We start from the raw sequence: 20083 nt of genomic DNA on the forward strand, positions 1-20083 counted from the left end.
GCTAAAATGAAATACCCGCTCCTGCTCGCCATTTGCTGCTTTGCCCTCCTCCCTCACGCCCCCGGACAAACAGCAAACCCCGACACCTGGACCATCCATGCCGACACCATCAACCCCGCCAACTACTACGGCGTAACCGTCGCCAACGGCATGGTCGGTCTCGTCTCCTCCACCGAACCCTTCCGCGCAAAAGATGTGGTGCTCAACGGCGCCTTCGATCTCTATGGCCGCGGCCGCGTCAGCAACATCCTCAAGACCTTCAACTTCGTCAATCTCTACCTCGATATCGACGGTCGCCGCATCGACAATTTCCGGCAGGTGAGCCATCTCCGCCAGGATCTCGATATGCGTCACGCCTGTCTCACCACCCGTTTCGACTACACCGACAAAGCAACCGTCACCTATACCTGGTATTCCTTGCGCCAATTGCCCTACACCGCTCTCGTTGACGTCACCATCACGGCGCACAAAGACATCGACATCATCCCCGCCAGCGTAATGGAAGCCCCCGATATGCTAAAAGACGTGGAAAACTACTACAACGAGATCGATCGCCCCCATGTCACCATCTCATTGCTCACCAGCACCGCCAAAAGCCCCACCGGCAAGCTCCTCATGGCCGCCTCCAACAGCATCCTCTTCGACGAACCTCATGGTTCGGAGCCTCCCATCATCCATGAGATGTGGGACAATAACATGCATCTGGTCAAGTTCAAAAAACACCTCTCCGCCGGCACGACCTATCACTTCGCCGTCGTCGGCTCCACCCTCACCTCCGCACATAACGAAGATCCTCTCAACGAAGCCGAACGCCTTACCCTCTTCGCTACACTCCAGGGTAGCAAACAGCTGATAAAAGCCCACGAACAGGCCTGGGAAAAACTCTGGCAAAGCGATATCCTCATCGACGGCGATGACGCGATGCAACGCGACATCCGCCTGATGCTCTATCATCTCTATTCCTTCGCCCGCGAAGGCACCGCCTACAGCCTCTCCCCCATGGGCCTCAGCGGCCTCGGCTACAACGGTCACACCTTCTGGGACACCGAGATATGGATGTACCCTGCCCTCCTCCTCCTTCAGCCGAAGATCGCCGCCTCACTGATGGAATACCGCTATCGCCGCCTCCCGGCCGCCATGCAAAACGCCGCCAGCCACGGCTATAAAGGCGCAATGTTTCCCTGGGAAAGCGCAGCCAGCGGCAACGAAGAAACACCCGTCTGGGCCCTCAGCGGCCCGTTCGAACACCATATCACGGCCGACGTAGGCATCGCCGCCTGGAACTATTATCTCGTCACCCGCGACAAGACCTGGTTAAAAGAAAAAGGATACCCCATCCTCCAGGCAACGGCCGACTTCTGGACCAGCCGCGTGGAAAGGAACGGCCCCGGTCACTACGATATCCGCAACGTCGTCGCCGCCGATGAATGGGCCGAGAACATCGACAACAACGCCTATACCAACGCCGCCGCCCGCGCCAACCTCCAATACGCCACGGAAGCCGCACGCACCCTCGGCCTCACACCCGACCCCGACTGGATCAACGTCCGCGACAATATCCCCATTCTCCATTTCCCCGATGGTGTCACCCGCGAACACGCCACCTATAACGGCGAGCCCATCAAACAAGCCGACGTCAACCTCCTCGCCTATCCCCTAAAAGAGGTCACCACAGCCGCCGCCATCCGGCGCGATCTGGACTACTACGAACCCCGTGTAGGCGAAGGCCCCGCCATGACCCACGCCATCTTCTCCATCCTGTACGAACGGCTCGGCCTGCCCGACAAAGCACTCACGGCCTTGAAACAGGGTTATATCCCCAATCTGCGGCCCCCTTTCGGCGTAATAGCAGAGACGGCAACAGGTAATAACCCCTATTTCGCCACCGGCGCCGGGGGCGTCCTCCAGGCCCTGCTCAACGGCTTTGGCGGCCTGGACATTACCCCCAACGGTATCGTACAACTGCCCACCCGCCTGCCCGCCGGATGGAAGTCCCTCAGACTCACCGGCATCGGCCTAAATAAAACCACTTATACCGTGAAGCCCAATTGATTAAAGAGGGATTAAATTGAGAACTTTTCGCCGCCGGAAACAATAAATGGTTCTTTTAGCGTTTCTAAGTAGATCACATCCGAGAGACCCATAAAATAACCACCCAATATCCTTGTATGAAGTTTTCGGTTACCCTTATAAGGGCCGTCACAAGAAACCTCTATGTCCTGACATTTCTGAATGGTTTCCTGCTAGCTGCCCTACTTTGCTTTAAGATCCAGGCTGCTTACGAAAACGGTCTCTTTGCATCTATTAAATCCAGCATCAACTTACGTACCGACGCAAACGATAACGCCGACTCCATCGTCGTAAAATCCATGGACGTCTGCTACTATCTCATGCAACCCCGCGCCGCCACGTTCAATGACAACACGGTCAGATCAATGGGCCTCGAAGCCAGCCTCTTCCGCTCCACCGCGGTCGATCTTATGACCGCCAGCGGCGCCTGCGGCAGCTATTCCCAGGTACTGGCCCGCATCATCGATACCTATCACTATCCCGTGCGCATCGCCCAGATGAAGGCCAATGGCTATTTTGGGGCGCACAATATCGTCGAGGTCTATACCGGCAGTCGCTGGGTGGTCCTCGATCCGACATTCAATCTCTATTTCACCCGCCCCGACGGCCGGCTGGCCAGCTTCGAGGACGTTCACGGCAACTGGAATTATTATTCCCAACAGCTGCCGGACAATTACGACCGGGCCTACAAATACGAAGATGTCCGCTATACCAACTGGACAAAAGTGCCCGTGATCATGCCCGCCATAAAAAACCTGCTGTCTCTTTGTTTCGGCAAAGAACGGGTCAACGGTTTCTCCCTCCGGACACATTTCATGAACACCTACATGGTCTGCTTTAACATCTTCCTGTTCCTCGAGATCGGTCTTTTGCTCGCCACCATCAAACGCATGTTCAAGACCCACTCCTGGTCGTTTTCTCGCTATTTTGATGTAGGTTTGGGGCAGAATAAAATCTAGCAAATGCTCAAAGTCGGTGTTTTTGGCGTTGGTCACCTGGGGAAATTTCATCTGAACAACTGGAAAGAGATAAAAAAGGCCGAACTGATCGGATTCTATGACCCAAACGACGCCATGGCCGCACAGGTCGAAGAAAAATACCAGATCACCCGGTTCACCGACCCCGACCGGCTGATCGACGCCTGCGATCTCATCGACGTCGTCGCCCCGACACCCATCCATTTTCAACTGTGCGAAAAAGCGATCCGCAAGGGTAAACACGTATTCGTCGAAAAACCCCTCGCCGGCACAATGGAAGAAGCCCGTATACTCGTTCAGCTCGTCCGGGAGTCCAACGTGAAATTGCAGGTAGGCCATGTCGAACGCTTCAATCCCGCCTACCTCGCACTCGAATCCGTTTCCCTCAATCCCCTGTTCATAGAAGTACACCGCCTGGCACAGTTCGATCCCCGCGGCACCGAGGTCAGCGTCATCCTCGACCTCATGATCCATGACATCGATATCATCCTGAGCCTGATGAAAAGCGAGGTAAACAGCATCTCTGCCAGCGGCGTCGCCGTCCTCACCGACACCCCCGACATCGCCTCCGTCCGCATCGAATTCAACAACGGCTGCGTCGCCAACCTCACCTCCAGCCGCATCTCGATGAAGAAGATGCGGAAAATGAGATTATTCCAGAAAGATGCCTATATTGGTATCGATTTTCTCAATAAGAAGACCGAGATCATCAAGCTCAAGACACCACAGGATCAGGACGTGTTTGCTTTCGATATAGAAACGCCGAACGGAAAAAAGACCATCGCCCTTTCCAACCCATCTGTCCCCGAAGTGAATGCCATCCGGATGGAATTGGAAACATTCTGCGACGCCATCCTGACAAACACGCCAACCCGGGTATCCGAAGTCGACGGCTTACGGGCGATGGACATTGCTCACCAAATCCTGCAAAAGATAAAACACAATACGATCAACACCTGATAGGGGCATGCCGGCAGCCAAAAGAACACATACCATCTCTATTCTTTGGTATATCTGCAGCGATTATCTTGCCGCTATGCTGGCAGCGAATATCTTTCACTTCAGCCGCCGCTACCTCCTCTCCGAACCCATCTTCATCGATCATCACCTCCTCCTTACCCAACGGTTCTGGATCGGCGCCGCCACAATCCCACCCTGCTGGCTCATCCTTTTCACGATCGTCGGCTCCTATCACAACCTCTACCAGAAGTCCCGGCTCAACGAACTGACCAATACATTCATCTACTGCCTCCTCGGATGCACCGCCATCTTCTTTGGCATCGTCTTTAACGACCCGGTCAAAGACTATCACTATTTCTACCAGACCTATTTCATCTACCTCTTTTCACAGTTCATCCTCACCGGCATCGGCCGCATCGCGATCCTAAATATCGTTCGCGGCCAGGTCAACCGCGGAAAGATCACTTTCAATACCCTGCTCGTCGGCTGCGACGCCGTCGCGACCCGCATCTACAAGAACACCCGCGAAGGCCTCTCCCTGTCGGGCTATCGCTACAAAGGGTATGTCAGCCACCGCAGCCAGCACGAGAACGGGATCGCCTCCTTCCTCCCCGACCTCGGCGACTCGGAGAACATCGAAGCCACCATCGATCAGCACGACATCCGCATGGTTGTCGTCGCCCTCCAGGCCACCGACCGCGAAGAACTCGAGCTGATCGTCGAGAAACTAAGCAATAAAGACGTTCGGATAAAGATCATCCCCAGCACCCTCGATATTCTCGCCGGATCGGTCCGTACAAGCAACGTACTCGGCGCCATCCTCTCCGATATCTATACCAGCCCCATGCCCGAATGGCAGCAGAATATCAAACGCATCATGGATATCGCCTGCTCCATCATCGGTTTTATCTTCTTCTCCCCCCTGATGCTCTACGCCGCCATCCGCGTTCGCTTCTCATCCCCCGGCCCCATCCTCTACAAACAGGAAAGGATCGGCTTCAAAGGAAAGAAATTCCAGATCTATAAATTCCGGTCCATGACCTGGGACGCCGAAAAAGACGGCCCCGCACTCTCATCGGCCAACGACCCCCGCATCACCCCCTGGGGAAAGACCATGCGCGTATGGCGGATCGACGAACTGCCGCAACTGTGGAATATCCTCAACGGAGAGATGAGTCTCGTCGGCCCCCGGCCCGAACGGGAATACTACGTCGAACAATTGTATCACCGCACCCCCTATTTCCGCTACCTGCTGAAAGTAAAACCCGGTCTCACGTCCTGGGGGATGGTCCAGTTCGGCTACGCCGAAAACCTCGAAGAAATGCTCGAACGCATGAAGTACGATCTCATGTACCTCGAGAACATTTCTCTCGCTCTCGACCTGAAGATCATGCTGCATACCCTCCGGATCATTTTCACCGGCCAGGGCAAGTGAACCCTCAATGAAAAAACTAACCATCTTCCTCTCCCTCCTTCTCTCCGGCGCCATCGCGCAGGCCCAATCCTATTGGCAACAACAGGTAGACTACAATATCGACGTCACCCTTAACGATCCGGAAAAAACGCTCGACGGCGTCATCCGCATGCGCTATACCAATAATTCCCCCGATACCCTTTCCTTCATCTGGATCCACTGCTGGCCAAACGCCTATAAAAACGATCGCACCGCCTTCAGCGAACAACTCCTCGGCAACGGCCGCACCGATTTCTACTTCTCGGATAAACAAAAACGCGGCTATATCAACCGGCTCGACTTCCGCGTCGACGGCGAAGTAGCCAGGATGGAAGATCATCCCCTCTATATCGATATCATAAAGGTCATCCTGCCAAAACCCCTCCCACCCGGCGGCCGGATAACCCTCACCACCCCCTTTCACGAAAAATTACCCTATAACTTCTCCCGCGGCGGCTGGATGCTTACCTCCGTCAAACCCGCCCACCATCCCTTTGGCAAACCGCCAACCACCCCTCAGCCGTCACCGGTCACCTCCTACCAGGTAACCCAATGGTATCCGAAACCCGCGGTCTACGATCGCGAGGGCTGGCACCCCATCCCCTATCTCGACCAGGGCGAGTTCTTCAGCGAATTCGGCAGCTTCGACGTCCGCATCACCGTCCCCAACAAGTTCATCGTCGCCGCCACCGGCGAGTCCCAGGATACCACCTACCCATCCACCGCAACAAAAACCCTGCATTTTAAACAAGACCGCATCCACGACTTCGCCTGGTTCGCCGACCGCAGCTTCCATGTCGATCACGATACCCTCCGCCTGCCCTCCGGCCGGATCATCGACGTCTATTCCTACTACACCCCCGCGGCGCCGGATGGATGGACCACCAGCACCTCTTTCATAAAAGACGCCATCCGCTTCCGCTCCGCCCTCATCGGCGAATATCCCTACAACGTCGTCACGGCCGTCCAGACAAAGATGGGGTCCTCCGGCGGCATGGAATATCCTACCATCACGGCCATCAATAGCCCCGGCCCCGCCCGCGACGTCGATCTCACCATCGAACACGAAGTGGGCCATAACTGGTTCTACGGCATCCTCGCCACAAACGAACGCCGCTATCCCTGGATGGACGAAGGCATCAATACCTACTACGATAACCGCTACGACGCCGCAAAATATCCGCCCGCGGAGGACAACAATCTCCCCTCCGTCTACACCGGCGCGGTGGAAAGAACGGACCAGCCCATCTCTACGCCATCCGGGAATTTCACCGAAGTCAACTATTTCAACATCGCCTATACCAAGACCGGCAACTGGATGAAGGCGCTCGAAGACTCGCTCGGCACTCCCCTCTTCGACAGCTGTATGCACGAGTACTACCGCCTCTGGCAATTCAAACATCCCTACCCCGGCGACTTCAGGGCCGTCATCACCAACACCGCCAACCGCCCGCTCGACGGCCAATTCGCCCTCCTCGACAAAAAAGGCGCACTCCCTCCCCTGCCCGCACATCGCAAACTAAAACCGGCCCTGCTCTTCAGCACCAGCCAAAGCGATCGGTACAACTATATCGGACTCTCCCCGGCCTTCGGCTACAACGAATACGATCATTTCATGATCGGCCTGCTGGTCCATAATTTCAACCTCCCCCCAAACCCCATCCAGTTCTACTTCGCTCCCGTCTACGCTACCGGCAGCAAACAGCTCAACGGCAGCGGCGGTGCCATCGCCACCCGCTACCCCACTCACGGCCTGCAAAAGATGCAGGCAATGCTCGGCATCCAACGCTTCTCGTCCATGAGCAGCACCGACAGCAGCGGCAACCGGATCACCGGCGGCTACTATAAGGTAACCCCCGGCCTGCGCATCGTCTTCCCAAAGGCCTTCCCCCGCAGCACAGTGGAAAAAGCCATCGAATGGAAGACCTATCTCATCGGGGAAAAGAACCTCGATCAGTTCGTACAAAAGTCCAGCGATTCCGTTTACTATCCCATCCCGGGTAAATACGACTTCCGCTATCTCAACCAGCTGAGTTTCGATATCCGCGACACGCGGGCACTCTATCCCTACAACGTCCGGCTTCAGCTACAGCAGGCCGCCTCCTGGTATCGGGCAAACTTCGTCGCCAATTATTTTTTCAACTATGAGAAAGGCGGCGGTCTCGATCTCCGCGTCTTCGGCGCCAAATTCGGCTATCTCGGTACCCGCTCCCAAACCGAAGATCTCAGCCGCTTCATGCCAAAGCTCACCGCCGTCCGCGGTAACGAAGACTACACCTACAACGGTGTCTTCATCGGCCGCAACGAATACACCGGCGGCGCAAGCCAGCAGGTCATGATGCGCGACGGCGATCTCAAGTTGCGTACCGACCTCTTCCAGGGACTCCAGGGCCGGTCCGACAACTGGGTTGCCTCCATCAACCTCCGTTCCACCCTGCCCCGCGCCATCGTCCCCGAATGGCTCCCGCTCCGGGTCTTCTTCGACGCCGGCACCTACGCAGAAGCCTGGGAGAACAACCCGCCCACCAGCCATTTCCTCTACGTCGGCGGTCTCGAACTGTCCGCGATTCACGACGTGGTCCGCATCTATGTTCCCCTTCTATATAGCCACGATTTCTCCACCCAACTGAAAACGGTTCCCGACCAGAACACCTTCCTGAAAAAGATCTCTTTTAGTATCGACCTCCAAAATATCGACCTGCGAAAGCTGTTCGGCATCGCGCCATTCTAATGAGCACCGGACCCCATATCCGCTATCTGAAAAGGCAGGAGATCGACATCAACCGCTGGGACGACTGTGTCCAACGATCTGCCAACCGCCTCGTATACGGTTTTCACTTCTATCTCGACGCCATCACAGCCGGCCAGTGGGATGCCCTGGTCCTGGAAGACTACCAGGCCGTCATGCCGCTTACCTGGCGACGCAAGTGGGGGATCGGCTATTGCTGCCAGCCCGCCTTCACCCAGCAGACCGGCATCTTCTCTCCGGCCACGATCATACCCGAAACCGTCGATGCCTTCCTGGTGGCCCTCACCCGCCACTATCGCTTCGCGGAGATCTATCTCAACTACGGCAACGCTCATCCGGCTCTCCGGGTCCATGAGAACCTGGTCCTCCCCCTCGACGATCCCTACCCGCAACTGGAAGCCCGCTATAAAAAAGACCTGTTGCGCAATCTCCGCCTCGCGGCAAACACAGGTCTCGGCTATACGCAGGACTTGGATACTGACACCGCCATCGAGATCTATCGCTCGCACTATGCCCGCCGCCATCCCGCTATCCGCCCCGAAGATTATACCCGCTTCCGCCGGCTCTGCCTCCACCTGCAAGCCAACGACCAACTCATCCTCCGGGCCGCGGTGAAAGACGGCCAGATGCTGGCCACCGCCCTGCTGGTCCGCGATGCATCCCGCCTCTACCTGATCCAGTCCGCCACCCTGCCCGCCGGCCGGAAGGTGGAAGCCAACCATTTCCTCATCGACCAGCTCATCCGCGAATTCGCCGGCACCGGTCACGTCCTCGATTTCGAAGGCTCCGACTTGCCGGGAATCGCCTATTTTTATACCAACTTCGGAGCCGTACGTCAGCCCTACTTTTTCCATCGTCATAACCTCCTGCCCTGGCCCTGGAGACTGTTAAAAACATGAGCAGCGCATTCCAACATCCGCGGTCGTCGATACCGGCCTCATGGGGCTCTTCATCGTCCCCTTCCGGCTTCCCGGCGGGGCGAGGCGCTCTCCTGCTCGTCATCGCCAGCCTCGCGCTAAGTCTCCTGTATTGCCCGCCGCTGGATATCTTCTATGACGATATCGAGATCTTCCGCTACTTCGGCCGGCTCATCGCTTCGGGCGGCGTTCCCTACCGCGATGTATTCGATCACAAACCCCCGCTCATCTTTTTTTTCAACACAGTGGGCCCCTGGGGGATCTGGCTGATCAACACCGTCCTGGTCCTCGGCGCCAGCCTGCTCTTCCTCCAACTCTGCCGGCGCGTCTCCCTGCCCTGGCCCTGGCTCCCACCCCTGCTGTTCAATCTGCTGATCCGCAATTACCTGATCTGCTTCGGCGTCAACATGACCAGGGCCTATACCGCCATCTTCCTCCTGCTCTTCTTCTGCCTCCTCGTCGGCGGCAACCGGCGCCACCGCTATTACTGGCTGGGCCTCCTCACCGCCGCCACCTTCTTCATGCAACAGGACGGGATCATCGTCCTCTCCCCGCTGCTGCTCTACGCCCTCCTCACCTCCCGGTCCCTCACCGACGGACTCCTCGCCGCCGCCGGATTCCTCACGATTACCACCCCCTTGCTGGTCTACTTCATCTCCCACCACGCCATGACACAGCTATGGCAGGACGCATTTCAATTCAATTTTCACTGGTACCTCTCAAAACCCACGATCGGCGAACATTTCAGGTCCACCAAACAGAGTCTGCAGAATACCGATCTGCAGATGCCCCTGATCCTCGCCGCCGCCCTCGGCGCCTGCGCATGGCTGGGCCGCCATAGAAAAAAAGGCCTGCTCGTCGCCGCATTCGCCACCCTCGTCCTGTCCTTCTCCGCCGAAATCTTATCGGGCATGCTGCAGTACGGCTATGCCTTCTGGTACTACCTGCTCCCGCTCTCCGCCACCCTGCCCATCCTCGTATTCGTCGCCTGGGCATACACCGAGGAAGGCTGGCTGCGCGAGAGAAAGAGCCAGCTGCTTTATGGTTCCCTCCTCTGCGTCATGCCGCTCTACGACGCCGGCCAGCACGTCACCCATCTTTCGACAAACAACAGCTACTACGTAACCGATCTGCCCGAGTACCGCTACCTCCGGCAACACAAGCCCGCCGACCGCCAGCTATATGCCTTCGGCGACAACAATTGGGTAAGAGCCTATAATGAATTTGGGATTTTTTCCCCCTGCCATTGGGTCTATCAGCATTTTTGGGGATGGTATCCGGGATGGGATCCCGATGGCCGCCAGCTAAAGGAAATGGAAGCCGACCTTCAACGTTATCATACGCAATATATCATCTATAACCCGCGGGTAAACTACTTCAAAGACCCCGCCGCCCGCACCGAATGGGAATCCTTTCTGAATAAGTTTTATCAGCTCCAAACCGTTCCCGGCTCCACTGCGCCAATCCTCTGGCTCCGATCATCTGCTCCGCAAGAATAAGGTCGCCCCGCATGCAATCCGCTATGCCCACCCTTCCTTCCGGATCAACTGCTCCGCAAAAACCAGATCGGCCGGCAACGTGATCTTGATATTGTTCACCTCCCCCTCCACCAGATGCACCGCATGCCCCGCCGCCTCCACCACCGTAGCCTCATCGGTAAACTCCGCCCCATCCCTGCCCGCGATCGCGCCCAGCCCCACGCTTCCTCCCTGGCTCTCAAAAGCCCCCAGCAATAACCCGCCTAAAAACGTCTGCGGCGTCTGCACCAGTTTCACCCGCCGCCGGTCCATCGGCTTGCTGCCCCCCCCTTCCATCCACCGCACACTGTCCTTACAATCCACCACCGGGATAGCCGAACCCAACCGGGCCGCCTGCTCGAAACAGCGTCGCACCAGCCCAATACTCGCCAGACAACGCACCCCGTCATGCACCGCAACCAGCGACTCGCCATCGACAAACCCAAGCCCACTGCGCACCGAATGAAACCTCGTCTCCCCACCCTCCGCCAGCCGCACCCGCGCCGGGTCAGATACCCCGGCGACAAGCGTCTTCGCCATCTCCCAATGCCCTGCCGGTACCACCAGGATCACCTGAAGATCATCATACGCCGCTAAAAATGTGTTGATGGAATACCAAAGCACGGGCTTGCCGGCTAATAAAAGGAATTGCTTGGGCACAGAGGCCCCCATTCTCGAACCGGACCCACCCGCGACAATGACCGCATATTTCTTCATATTCATTTATATATCGCCACGATATTCGCTCCATCACTGCTCCGGTATCCCCGGTACATCCCCTGGCTGTTGAACACCAGCGCCGCATTCCCCTGCCCATCCACCCCGATCATCCCCCCCTCGCCATCGATGGCCAGCAGCTTCTCATGAACCACGATCTCCATGGCCTCCTGCAGGCTAAGACCCTTGTACTCCATTAGGCAGCTGACATCATGCGCCGCCACCGCCCGGATGAACATCTCCCCATGCCCCGTACAGGATATCCCACAGGTGCGGTTATTCGCATAGGTCCCCGCACCGATGATCGGACTGTCCCCGATCCGGCCGTATTTTTTATTGGTCATCCCACCCGTGCTGGTCGCCGCGGCAATATTCCCCTCCTGGTCACAGGCCACCGCCCCCACCGTCCCGAACTTCTTGTCCCGCATCAGTTCCTCGAGCCGCTGATGCGTATGATCCAGCGAATAGGTGTCCGAGTCCCGGATGGCCTTCCATTGATCATACCTGAACTGCGAAAAGAAATACTCGTCCGGCTCCAGTTTGATCCCCTGCTTGATCGCAAAATCACTCGCCCCCTTCCCACTCAGGAAAACATGGTTACTGTTGAGCATCACCTCCGTCGCCAGCTCGATCGGATTTCGCACATTACGGACACCCGTAACCGCACCGGCATCCAGCGTCCGCCCGTCCATGATGGCGGCATCCATTTCCTGCACGCCCTTCTTGGTAAAGACCGCGCCACGCCCCGCATTGAAAAGCATATTATCCTCTAAGATGACGATCGTCGCCTTGATCGCATTGATGGCCGACCCGCCCTGCTCGAGGACGGCATAACCGGCATTCATGGCTTGCTGCAGACCGTCGAGATAGGCCTGTTCCAGTTCGGGGGTCATGTCTTCTTTCAGGATCGTACCGGCCCCGCCATGGATCGCGAGAGTATATCTGGACATATCGCGAAGCTACTCCAAATAGAGAGGAATATTTTTGAAGAATATCCGAAGATGTTTGAACAGCCGCTAACGGCAAAGCATCTTTATTCGAAACTGATTAACCTCTTGCATTCCTCCAACAGCCTTGATTTGTTGATCGCCGCCGTCCCCACCTCTTCACAGACAAGCCCACCGGCAATATTGGCGATCTCCGCCATCAGTCGCACGTCCCGCGTAGCCGCATAGATAAGCGAAGCCACGGCGACTACCGTATCCCCTGCACCCGAGACATCCGCAATATTCCGCAGATGCGAAGGCAGTTGCTCCGCCTGCTCGCCATATTGAAAAAAGACCCCTTTCTCCGACAACGTAATAAAGGAGATCTCATGCTGTAATCGGTCTTTCAACTGCTCATGTATCTGCCGCAACACCGGCAACTTCACATCCTCCAGCAGGAGATTCAACCCATCCTTCACCTCCTTCAGGTTCGGCTTGAAGATGGTAACCCCCTCATAGGAAAAGAAGTTCTTTCGCTTGGGATCCACCGCCGTCACGACCTCATGCCGCCGGCAAAGCGCCACCGCCTCGCGGATCACCCGGTGCGTCAGCACGCCCTTGTTATAATCCTCGAAGATCACCACCTGCGGCCGCTCCATTTCCAGGAATCGCCGCAGTTCACCAAGCAGATCATCCTCCTCCCCGGTGGTCAGGTCAGCCGTCGTCTCCGAATCCAGCCGCAACATCTGCTGGTTACGCCCCATCACCCGCGCCTTTGCAGTGGTGATCCTGTTTTCGCTCTTCAGCAAATACCGGGTGTCGATCCCCTTCGATCGCAAAAGCTCACCCAGCTGCTCACCATCCGCATCCGCCCCAAGGACCGAGAACGTCGCCACCTTCGCCCCAAGCGAAACCAGGTTCAACGCGACATTCCCCGCACCTCCGATCCGGTTCTCCCGCCGCTCCAACGCCACCACCGGCACCGGTGCCTCCGGCGAGATTCGCTCCACATGCCCCCACAAATAGGTGTCCAGCATCATATCGCCTACAACACCGACTTTTATCTGACCAAACTGCCCAAAAAGCCTCGAAAGATCCATCTTATACTGTTTTTTCTCTTCTTGACACCGCAAGATAGTACAAAGGTATGCCGGCCAGCACAATACCCAATCCCCAACCCGAATAGGTCGGCGTCTGGAAGATCAGCGCCACGCAGAACACAAGGGCAAGAATAATGTAAATAACCGTCAACACCGGAAACCCAAACGCCTTATATGGCCGTTCCAGTCCCGGCTGCTTCTTGCGAAGAATAAAAATACCCAACACCGTCAGCGCATAGAACGCCACGGCAACAAACGAGATCATCGTCAGCAGATCGTTGTACTTTCCGCTCACACAGAGGATACAGGCCACCACGCATTGCGCCCATAACGCCCAGCCCGGCACCGCATTCTTATTGAGTTTGCCCGCCGCCCGGAAGAACAACCCATCCTGCGCCATCGTATAATAGACCCGCGCCCCCGCCAGGATCAACCCGTTATCACATCCAAAGGTCGAGATCATGATCATCACCGCGATAACATAGGTTCCACCATGGCCAAAGATCACCTTCGCCGCCGTCACCGCAACCCGGTCCTGGTGGGCCGACGCTATCTGGTCAAGCGGCAGTACGGTCAGATACATCAGGTTGGCAGATACATAAATAATGGTAATGATCAGCGTCCCAAGGAAAAGGCTGAGCCCGATATTCCGCTTGGGATTCTTCATCTCCCCGGCAATAAAGGTGACATTGTTCCAGGCATCGCTCGAAAAGATAGACCCCGTCATCGCCGCGGCGATCGCCCCCAACACCGCCAGCCCGACGATAGGGCTGCTGCCGGTAATGCCCTCGGTCCTCTTATCCTGGATCAACGAATGCATATTCCACGCATCCGTCCAGTTATGCTTCCAGACCTCGCTGCTGGCAGCCAGCACAAGGCCCAGCACGATCAGCCCGAACAACGAAAAAAGCTTGGTGAATGTAAAGATGCGCTGGATCCACTTACCCTCCTCGAGACCCCGGGTATTGACATACGTAAGGAAGATGATCAGCAGGATGGAAACGATCTGGGCCCAATAGACCTTAAACCCTCCCAGCGCAAAAATGATATTCTTATCGTCCAGTTCCAGCACCGGAAAGAAATACCCCGCAAACTTGGAAAAAGCGACCGCCACCGCCGCGATCGTACCCGTCTGGATAACCGCAAAAAAGCTCCAGCCATACAAGAACCCGGTCAGTGGATTATACGCTTCCTTAAGATAGACATACTGACCGCCCGCCTTGGGATACATCCCGCTAAGCTCACCATAGCTCACCGCCGCCGATAGGGTCATAAAACCCGTGATCAGCCACACGAAAACGAGCCACCCGGCACTGCCTACCGTACGCGTAATATCCGCACTGACGATAAAGATCCCGCTTCCGATCATCGATCCGGCGACGATCATCGTGCCGTCCAGCAAGCCCAGCGAGGGCTTGAAAGTGTTAGTTTCAGACATGGTCCGAATATAGGAAAATTCCGCAGGAATTTTCCTATTTCTTCTTATACGCCGCATTCAACCCATCCACCAGGTCGGTAGTGATATTATACACGCTATCCTTCGTATAAATAAAGGAATTGGCGTCGTATTGAATGATGTAGGAGAAATTCTTCTGTTTATTATAATCCTTGAGATAGTCCTCGATCGTTTTCCGGATACCCGTCTTCAGGTCCTCCGTACTCTTATAAAGCGCCTGCTCCAGACTCTGCTTGCGGGTGGCAAACTGCTGCTGCATCTGCTGATACTCCTGCTGCGCCTGCTCCCCTTCCGCCTGCGTCATCGTCTGCTGCTTCTGACGCCAGGTCTCTATCTTCTTCTGATTGGTCCGGTCAAGACTGCTCAATTCCTGCGTCATCGCATTCTCCTGGGTCTTCACCTGCGCCTGCGCTTCCTTGAACCCGTCATAGTGCGCCTCCAGGCTGTCCATATCGAAATAGGCGATCTTAAAACCGGTGCCCGCCGACTTCTTCTCCCCTTCAACATGACTCTTCATCTGGTCAAGCTGACGGTTCTGACTAAAAAAAAGAACGGCAATAAGACCCAATGCAACAACGCTTAAAATGGTAGAGATATACTTCATAATAACCACGAATATAAAAAAGTAGGAGGTTCAACACCCCCTACTTATATTTATTTTAACAATCTTATAATTACCGGAACTCGCAATCCTATTCTTCTTCATCGAATTGCATGGCCTCCCGGGTCGTTTGCAGCAGTTCGTACTCCTCCTTGCTGCCCACGATCATGTTCTCGAAGTCACGCAGACCCGTACCAGCCGGAATCGGATGACCCGTGATCACGTTCTCCTTCAGCCCAAGCATATCGTCGCTCTTACCCTGGATAGCCGCAGAAGACAGCACCTTCGTCGTTTCCTGGAAGGACGCCGCGGAGATCCAGCTTTGCGTACCCAGCGAAGCCTTGGTGATACCCAAGAGCAGCGGCGCCGAAGTGGCAGCCTTTGCATCCCGGAATTCAGCCAGCTTCTTGTCATTCCGCCGCAGGATCGAATTCTCTTCCCGTACTTCCCGCAGGCTCACGATCTGGCCGGCCTTCAGCTTCCCGGACTCACCCGGATCGGAAACCACCTTCTTGTCGAAGATCCAGTCGTTCTCTTCGAGGAACTCGAATTTATCAACCGTATCTTCTTCGAGGAACCGGGTGTCACCCGGATCGACGATCGTCAGCTTCCGCATCATCTGGCGAACGATAACCTCGATATGCTTGTCATTGATCTTCACACCCTGCAACCGGTACACTTCCTGAATCTCATTGACCACATATTCCTGTACGGCAAACGGTCCCTTGATCGAAAGGATATCCGCAGGCGCAACCTGTCCATCGGACAGCTGGGCGCCGGCCTTGATAAAGTCACCGTCCTGCGCAAGGATCTGACGCGTCAGCGGGACCAGGTATTTTTTGATTACCCCATCCTTGGCTTCCACGATGATCTCTCTGTTACCACGCTTGATGTTGCCGAATGCAACCACCCCATCGATCTCACTCACGATAGCAGGATTACCGGGGTTACGGGCCTCAAACAGCTCCGTTACACGCGGCAGACCACCGGTGATATCCCGGAGCTTGCCAAGCACGCGCGGGATCTTCACGATAACCTGACCGGCCTTCACCTCGTCGCCTTCTTCGATGACGATATGCGATCCGACCGGGAGGTTATAGCTCTTCACCTCCTTGGCTCCCTCGATATTGATCGACGGGATCTTGGTCTTATCTTTTGTTTCGATAACCACCTTCTCACGGTGCCCCGTCTGTTCGTCAGCCTCTTCCCGGTATGTGATGCCTTCGATAACGGCATCAAACTTGACATTACCCAGGATCTCGGAGATAACGACATTGTTGAAGGGGTCCCAGCTACAGATCACATCGCCCTTCGCCAGCTTCTGCCCGTCCTTCACGGCCAGCGTCGCACCATAAGGAACGTTATTGGTTATCAAAAGACGATCGTTCTTCACGTCCATGATCCGCACCTCACCGGTACGCCCGATGACGATCTGGGCGTTCTCTCCATCATTATTCTTTGTCGTTACAGTACGAAGACCGTCGAATTGAACAGTCCCTTCAAACTTGGCCACCATCGTGCTTTCTACTGATGCGCTACCCGCAACCCCACCCACGTGGAAGGTACGCAGGGTCAACTGGGTACCAGGCTCACCGATGGACTGCGCGGCGATGATGCCGACCGCATCCCCCTTCTGAGCCGTATAGCCCGTAGCCAGGTTCTTACCATAACATTTTACGCAAACCCCACGCTTGCTTTCGCAAGTGAGCACGCTCCGGATCTCGACGATCTCGATCCCGGCATCCTCAATGGCCTTGCCGATCTCTTCGGTTATCTGCTCGCCTGCCGTTACGATCAGCTTGTCGCTCGCCGGATCATATACGTCGTGAAGCGAAGTACGTCCCAGGATCCGGTCATACAGCGGTTCCACAACGTCTTCATTGTCCTTCAAAGCCGAAGTGGCAATGCCCCGCAACGTTCCACAGTCCTCTTCGGTGATCACCACGTCCTGCGCGACGTCCACCAGACGACGGGTCAGATAACCGGCATCAGCCGTTTTCAAGGCCGTATCCGCAAGACCCTTACGCGCACCGTGCGTAGAGATGAAGTAGTCCAATACGTTCAATCCACCCTTGAAGTTGGAAAGAATGGGGTTCTCGATGATCTCGCTCCCCGTCGAACCCGACTTCCTCGGCTTGGCCATCAACCCTCTGATCCCCGCCAGCTGCTTGATCTGCTGCTTGCTGCCACGGGCGCCGGAGTCCAGCATCATGTACACAGAGTTGAAACCCTGCTTGTCATTTGCCAGCTCGACGATCAGCGATTCCGTGATACGCGTATCCACGCGCGACCAGATATCCACGATCTGATTGTATCGTTCGTTATTCGTGATCAGACCCATGTTGTAGTTGTCCCATACCTCATCGACTTCCACTTTCGCATTATCCAACTGCTGCTCCTTGGTATCAGGTATGATCAGGTCATTGATATTAAACGAAAGACCACCACGGAAGGCCATCCGGAAACCCAATTGCTTGATATCATCCAGGAACTTCACCGTCTTCGGGATATTCGTCCATTTGATGATGTTACCGATGATCTCACGAAGCGACTTCTTAGTCAAAAGAGCATTCACAAAACCTACTTCCACAGGCACATGCTGATTGAACAGCACACGGCCGACGGTGGTCTCGAGAAGCTTGTGCTCAATGGTATCCTTAGCGGTCCGCACATTCGTCTTCACCTTGATAAAGGCATGCAGATCGACTCTTCCTTCATTGTAGGCGATGATGACCTCTTCAGCACTGTAAAAGGCCTTCCCTTCACCCTTTACCTTTTCGGCGGGAGTTGACTTCTTACCCTTCGTAATGTAATAAAGACCCAACACCATGTCCTGCGAAGGCAGAGTGATAGGTGTACCGTTCTGCGGGTTGAGGATATTGTGCGAAGACAACATCAACAGCTGCGCTTCCAGTACGGCCGCACTGCTCAACGGCACGTGAACGGCCATCTGGTCACCGTCAAAGTCGGCATTGAATGCCGTACACACCAACGGGTGCAGCTGGATCGCCTTACCTTCGATCAGCTTGGGCTGGAAGGCCTGAATAGACAACCGGTGCAGCGTCGGAGCCCGGTTCAACATCACCGGGTGACCTTTTAATATGTTCTCAAGAATATCCCAGACAATGGCTTCTTTCTTGTCGACAAGCTTACGGGCGCTCTTCACCGTCTTCACGATACCACGCTCGATCAGCTTGCGGATGATAAAGGGTTTGAACAGCTCGGCAGCCATATCCTTCGGCAAACCGCACTCATGCAGCTTCAGCTCGGGACCAACGACAATAACGCTACGACCGGAATAGTCGACACGTTTACCAAGCAGGTTCTGACGGAACCGGCCCTGCTTACCCTTCAACACATCACTCAACGACTTCAGCGCACGGCCACCCTCAGCCTTGACGGCATTGGACTTCCTGCTATTATCAAACAAAGAATCGATAGCTTCCTGCAGCATCCGCTTTTCATTACGCAGGATCACCTCAGGCGCCTTGATCTCCAACAGCCGCTTCAAACGGTTGTTCCGGATGATCACCCGGCGATACAGGTCATTAAGGTCTGAAGACGCAAACCGGCCGCCATCCAGCGGAACCAGCGGACGCAACTCGGGCGGAATAACCGGAATGTATTGCATGACCATCCACTCGGGACGGTTGGTGATCCGGGAATTGGCATCACGGAATGCTTCCACGACACTCAGCCTCTTCAAAGCATCCGCCTTCCGCTGCTGCGAAGTCTCGTTGGCAGCAGCATTCCGCAGATCGAAGGACAACTGGTCCAGCTCGATCCGCTCCAGCAGATCATGAACCGCCTCCGCACCCATCTTCGCGATGAATTTGGCAACGTCCTCATCCGGCAGATACTGGTTGTCCTTGGGCAGCGTGTCCAGGATCTCCAGGTACTCTTCCTCCGTCAGGAGGTCGCCATAATTCTGCCCCTTATCCGTACGGATACCGGGCTGAATGACGACATATCTCTCATAATAGATGATGCTCTCCAGTTTCTTGGAGCTCATCCCAAGCAGGTAACCGATCTTATTGGGAAGGGATTTGAAATACCAGATATGAACCACCGGCACCACCAGTTTGATGTGCCCCATCCGTTCCCGTCGAACCTTCTTCTCCGTAACTTCCACCCCACAACGATCACAAACGATCCCCTTATACCGGATACGCTTGTACTTTCCGCAAGCACACTCATAATCCTTTACCGGACCAAAGATCCGCTCGCAGAACAAACCATCCCTTTCGGGCTTGTACGTACGATAATTGATCGTCTCGGGCTTCAATACCTCCCCATAGCTCCGTTCAAGGATGCTGTCAGGGGATGCAAGACCGATCGTGATTTTGGAAAAAGTGGCTCTCGGACGATTTTCTTTTTTAATAGCCATGGTGCAATATGCTTTTTTTTACTTGTTCCAACCCATTGAATATCAAAAAAATACCCTACCCGGTATTCCTCCGGGAGGCTATCTCACAAACTCAATATATGCTGCTGGGCCCAAATCAAGGAGGGCAAAGGTACGATTTTTTCACCATCAAAATTATTTTTCCACGGTCCCTGCGCCAACTTTTCGGCACTCTTGGCACAGCTATACGTACAGAAAAAAAATTTTCTACGTAAAAGTCCTTTTTCCCCCTTAT

At 55.4% G+C, this 20083-nt stretch carries 13 protein-coding genes; 7 read left to right on the forward strand and 6 right to left on the reverse strand.

Features of this window, described 5'->3' with window-relative positions; translation table 11 throughout:
- Nucleotides 1-6: 6 nt before the first annotated feature.
- The 7 genes from VGM48_RS20080 (at nucleotide 7) to VGM48_RS20110 (ending at nucleotide 10625) form a co-directional block, all read left to right on the forward strand.
- A complete protein-coding gene (locus VGM48_RS20080; RefSeq protein ID WP_331582219.1) occupies nucleotides 7-2052 on the forward strand; it encodes a glycoside hydrolase family 65 protein in 2046 nt (681 codons plus the stop codon).
- Between the two features lie 116 nt (nucleotides 2053-2168).
- The gene (locus tag VGM48_RS20085; protein WP_331582220.1) at nucleotides 2169-3029 is read left to right on the forward strand and encodes a hypothetical protein; all 861 of its coding nucleotides are present in this window, start codon (nucleotides 2169-2171) and stop codon (nucleotides 3027-3029) included.
- A gap of 3 nt (nucleotides 3030-3032) precedes the next feature.
- On the forward strand, nucleotides 3033-4007 hold the full coding sequence (locus tag VGM48_RS20090) for a Gfo/Idh/MocA family oxidoreductase (protein WP_331582221.1): 975 nt from the start codon (nucleotides 3033-3035) through the stop codon (nucleotides 4005-4007).
- 7 nt (nucleotides 4008-4014) lie between these two features.
- Complete coding sequence (locus tag VGM48_RS20095; RefSeq protein WP_331582222.1) at nucleotides 4015-5442, forward strand: sugar transferase; 1428 nt, start codon at nucleotides 4015-4017, stop codon at nucleotides 5440-5442.
- Nucleotides 5443-5449: 7 nt separating this feature from the next.
- Nucleotides 5450-8191: a M1 family metallopeptidase gene (locus tag VGM48_RS20100; protein ID WP_331582223.1), complete on the forward strand. Its 2742-nt coding sequence runs from the start codon at nucleotides 5450-5452 to the stop codon at nucleotides 8189-8191.
- The gene (locus VGM48_RS20105) at nucleotides 8191-9108 is read left to right on the forward strand and encodes a GNAT family N-acetyltransferase (protein ID WP_331582224.1); all 918 of its coding nucleotides are present in this window, start codon (nucleotides 8191-8193) and stop codon (nucleotides 9106-9108) included. The genes VGM48_RS20100 and VGM48_RS20105 overlap by 1 nt, the downstream gene beginning before the upstream one ends.
- Nucleotides 9105-10625, forward strand: a complete 1521-nt coding sequence (locus VGM48_RS20110) for a hypothetical protein (protein ID WP_331582225.1) — start codon at nucleotides 9105-9107, stop codon at nucleotides 10623-10625. The genes VGM48_RS20105 and VGM48_RS20110 overlap by 4 nt, the downstream gene beginning before the upstream one ends.
- Nucleotides 10626-10646: 21 nt before the next feature.
- On the opposite strand, the gene VGM48_RS20115 is transcribed toward VGM48_RS20110, so the two are convergent.
- The 6 genes from VGM48_RS20115 to rpoC all read right to left on the reverse strand — a co-directional run bounded on the left by VGM48_RS20115 (nucleotide 10647) and on the right by rpoC (nucleotide 19830).
- The gene (locus tag VGM48_RS20115; RefSeq protein ID WP_331582226.1) at nucleotides 10647-11360 is read right to left on the reverse strand and encodes a 2-C-methyl-D-erythritol 4-phosphate cytidylyltransferase; all 714 of its coding nucleotides are present in this window, start codon (nucleotides 11358-11360) and stop codon (nucleotides 10647-10649) included.
- A 2-nt stretch (nucleotides 11361-11362) separates the two neighbouring features.
- Entirely contained in the window at nucleotides 11363-12310 is a 948-nt protein-coding gene (locus tag VGM48_RS20120) for an isoaspartyl peptidase/L-asparaginase (protein ID WP_331582227.1), read from the reverse strand.
- A gap of 83 nt (nucleotides 12311-12393) precedes the next feature.
- Complete coding sequence (locus tag VGM48_RS20125) at nucleotides 12394-13386, reverse strand: bifunctional heptose 7-phosphate kinase/heptose 1-phosphate adenyltransferase (RefSeq protein WP_331582228.1); 993 nt, start codon at nucleotides 13384-13386, stop codon at nucleotides 12394-12396.
- Between the two features lies 1 nt (nucleotide 13387).
- Nucleotides 13388-14824, reverse strand: coding sequence for an APC family permease (locus VGM48_RS20130; RefSeq protein ID WP_331582229.1), 1437 nt, complete (start codon nucleotides 14822-14824; stop codon nucleotides 13388-13390).
- Between the two features lie 34 nt (nucleotides 14825-14858).
- On the reverse strand, nucleotides 14859-15446 hold the full coding sequence (locus tag VGM48_RS20135; RefSeq protein ID WP_331582230.1) for an OmpH family outer membrane protein: 588 nt from the start codon (nucleotides 15444-15446) through the stop codon (nucleotides 14859-14861).
- An 88-nt stretch (nucleotides 15447-15534) separates the two neighbouring features.
- A complete protein-coding gene (gene rpoC / locus VGM48_RS20140; protein WP_331582231.1) occupies nucleotides 15535-19830 on the reverse strand; it encodes a DNA-directed RNA polymerase subunit beta' in 4296 nt (1431 codons plus the stop codon).
- Nucleotides 19831-20083 lie beyond the last annotated feature (253 nt).

The sequence above is a fragment of the Puia sp. genome, assembly GCF_036500295.1.
GTDB lineage: Bacteria > Bacteroidota > Bacteroidia > Chitinophagales > Chitinophagaceae > Puia.

What these genes read in the sequence shown, in the direction of transcription:
- VGM48_RS20120 (WP_331582227.1), bottom strand. Translation starts at nt 12,310, where the DNA reads ATGTCCAGATATACTCTCGCGATCCATGGCGGGGCCGGTACGATCCTG.
- rpoC (WP_331582231.1), bottom strand. Translation starts at nt 19,830, where the DNA reads ATGGCTATTAAAAAAGAAAATCGTCCGAGAGCCACTTTTTCCAAAATC.
- VGM48_RS20115 (WP_331582226.1), bottom strand. Translation starts at nt 11,360, where the DNA reads ATGAAGAAATATGCGGTCATTGTCGCGGGTGGGTCCGGTTCGAGAATG.
- VGM48_RS20085 (WP_331582220.1), top strand. Translation starts at nt 2,169, where the DNA reads ATGAAGTTTTCGGTTACCCTTATAAGGGCCGTCACAAGAAACCTCTAT.
- VGM48_RS20105 (WP_331582224.1), top strand. Translation starts at nt 8,191, where the DNA reads ATGAGCACCGGACCCCATATCCGCTATCTGAAAAGGCAGGAGATCGAC.
- VGM48_RS20130 (WP_331582229.1), bottom strand. Translation starts at nt 14,824, where the DNA reads ATGTCTGAAACTAACACTTTCAAGCCCTCGCTGGGCTTGCTGGACGGC.
- VGM48_RS20135 (WP_331582230.1), bottom strand. Translation starts at nt 15,446, where the DNA reads ATGAAGTATATCTCTACCATTTTAAGCGTTGTTGCATTGGGTCTTATT.
- VGM48_RS20110 (WP_331582225.1), top strand. Translation starts at nt 9,105, where the DNA reads ATGAGCAGCGCATTCCAACATCCGCGGTCGTCGATACCGGCCTCATGG.
- VGM48_RS20095 (WP_331582222.1), top strand. Translation starts at nt 4,015, where the DNA reads ATGCCGGCAGCCAAAAGAACACATACCATCTCTATTCTTTGGTATATC.
- VGM48_RS20090 (WP_331582221.1), top strand. Translation starts at nt 3,033, where the DNA reads ATGCTCAAAGTCGGTGTTTTTGGCGTTGGTCACCTGGGGAAATTTCAT.
- VGM48_RS20125 (WP_331582228.1), bottom strand. Translation starts at nt 13,386, where the DNA reads ATGGATCTTTCGAGGCTTTTTGGGCAGTTTGGTCAGATAAAAGTCGGT.
- VGM48_RS20080 (WP_331582219.1), top strand. Translation starts at nt 7, where the DNA reads ATGAAATACCCGCTCCTGCTCGCCATTTGCTGCTTTGCCCTCCTCCCT.
- VGM48_RS20100 (WP_331582223.1), top strand. Translation starts at nt 5,450, where the DNA reads ATGAAAAAACTAACCATCTTCCTCTCCCTCCTTCTCTCCGGCGCCATC.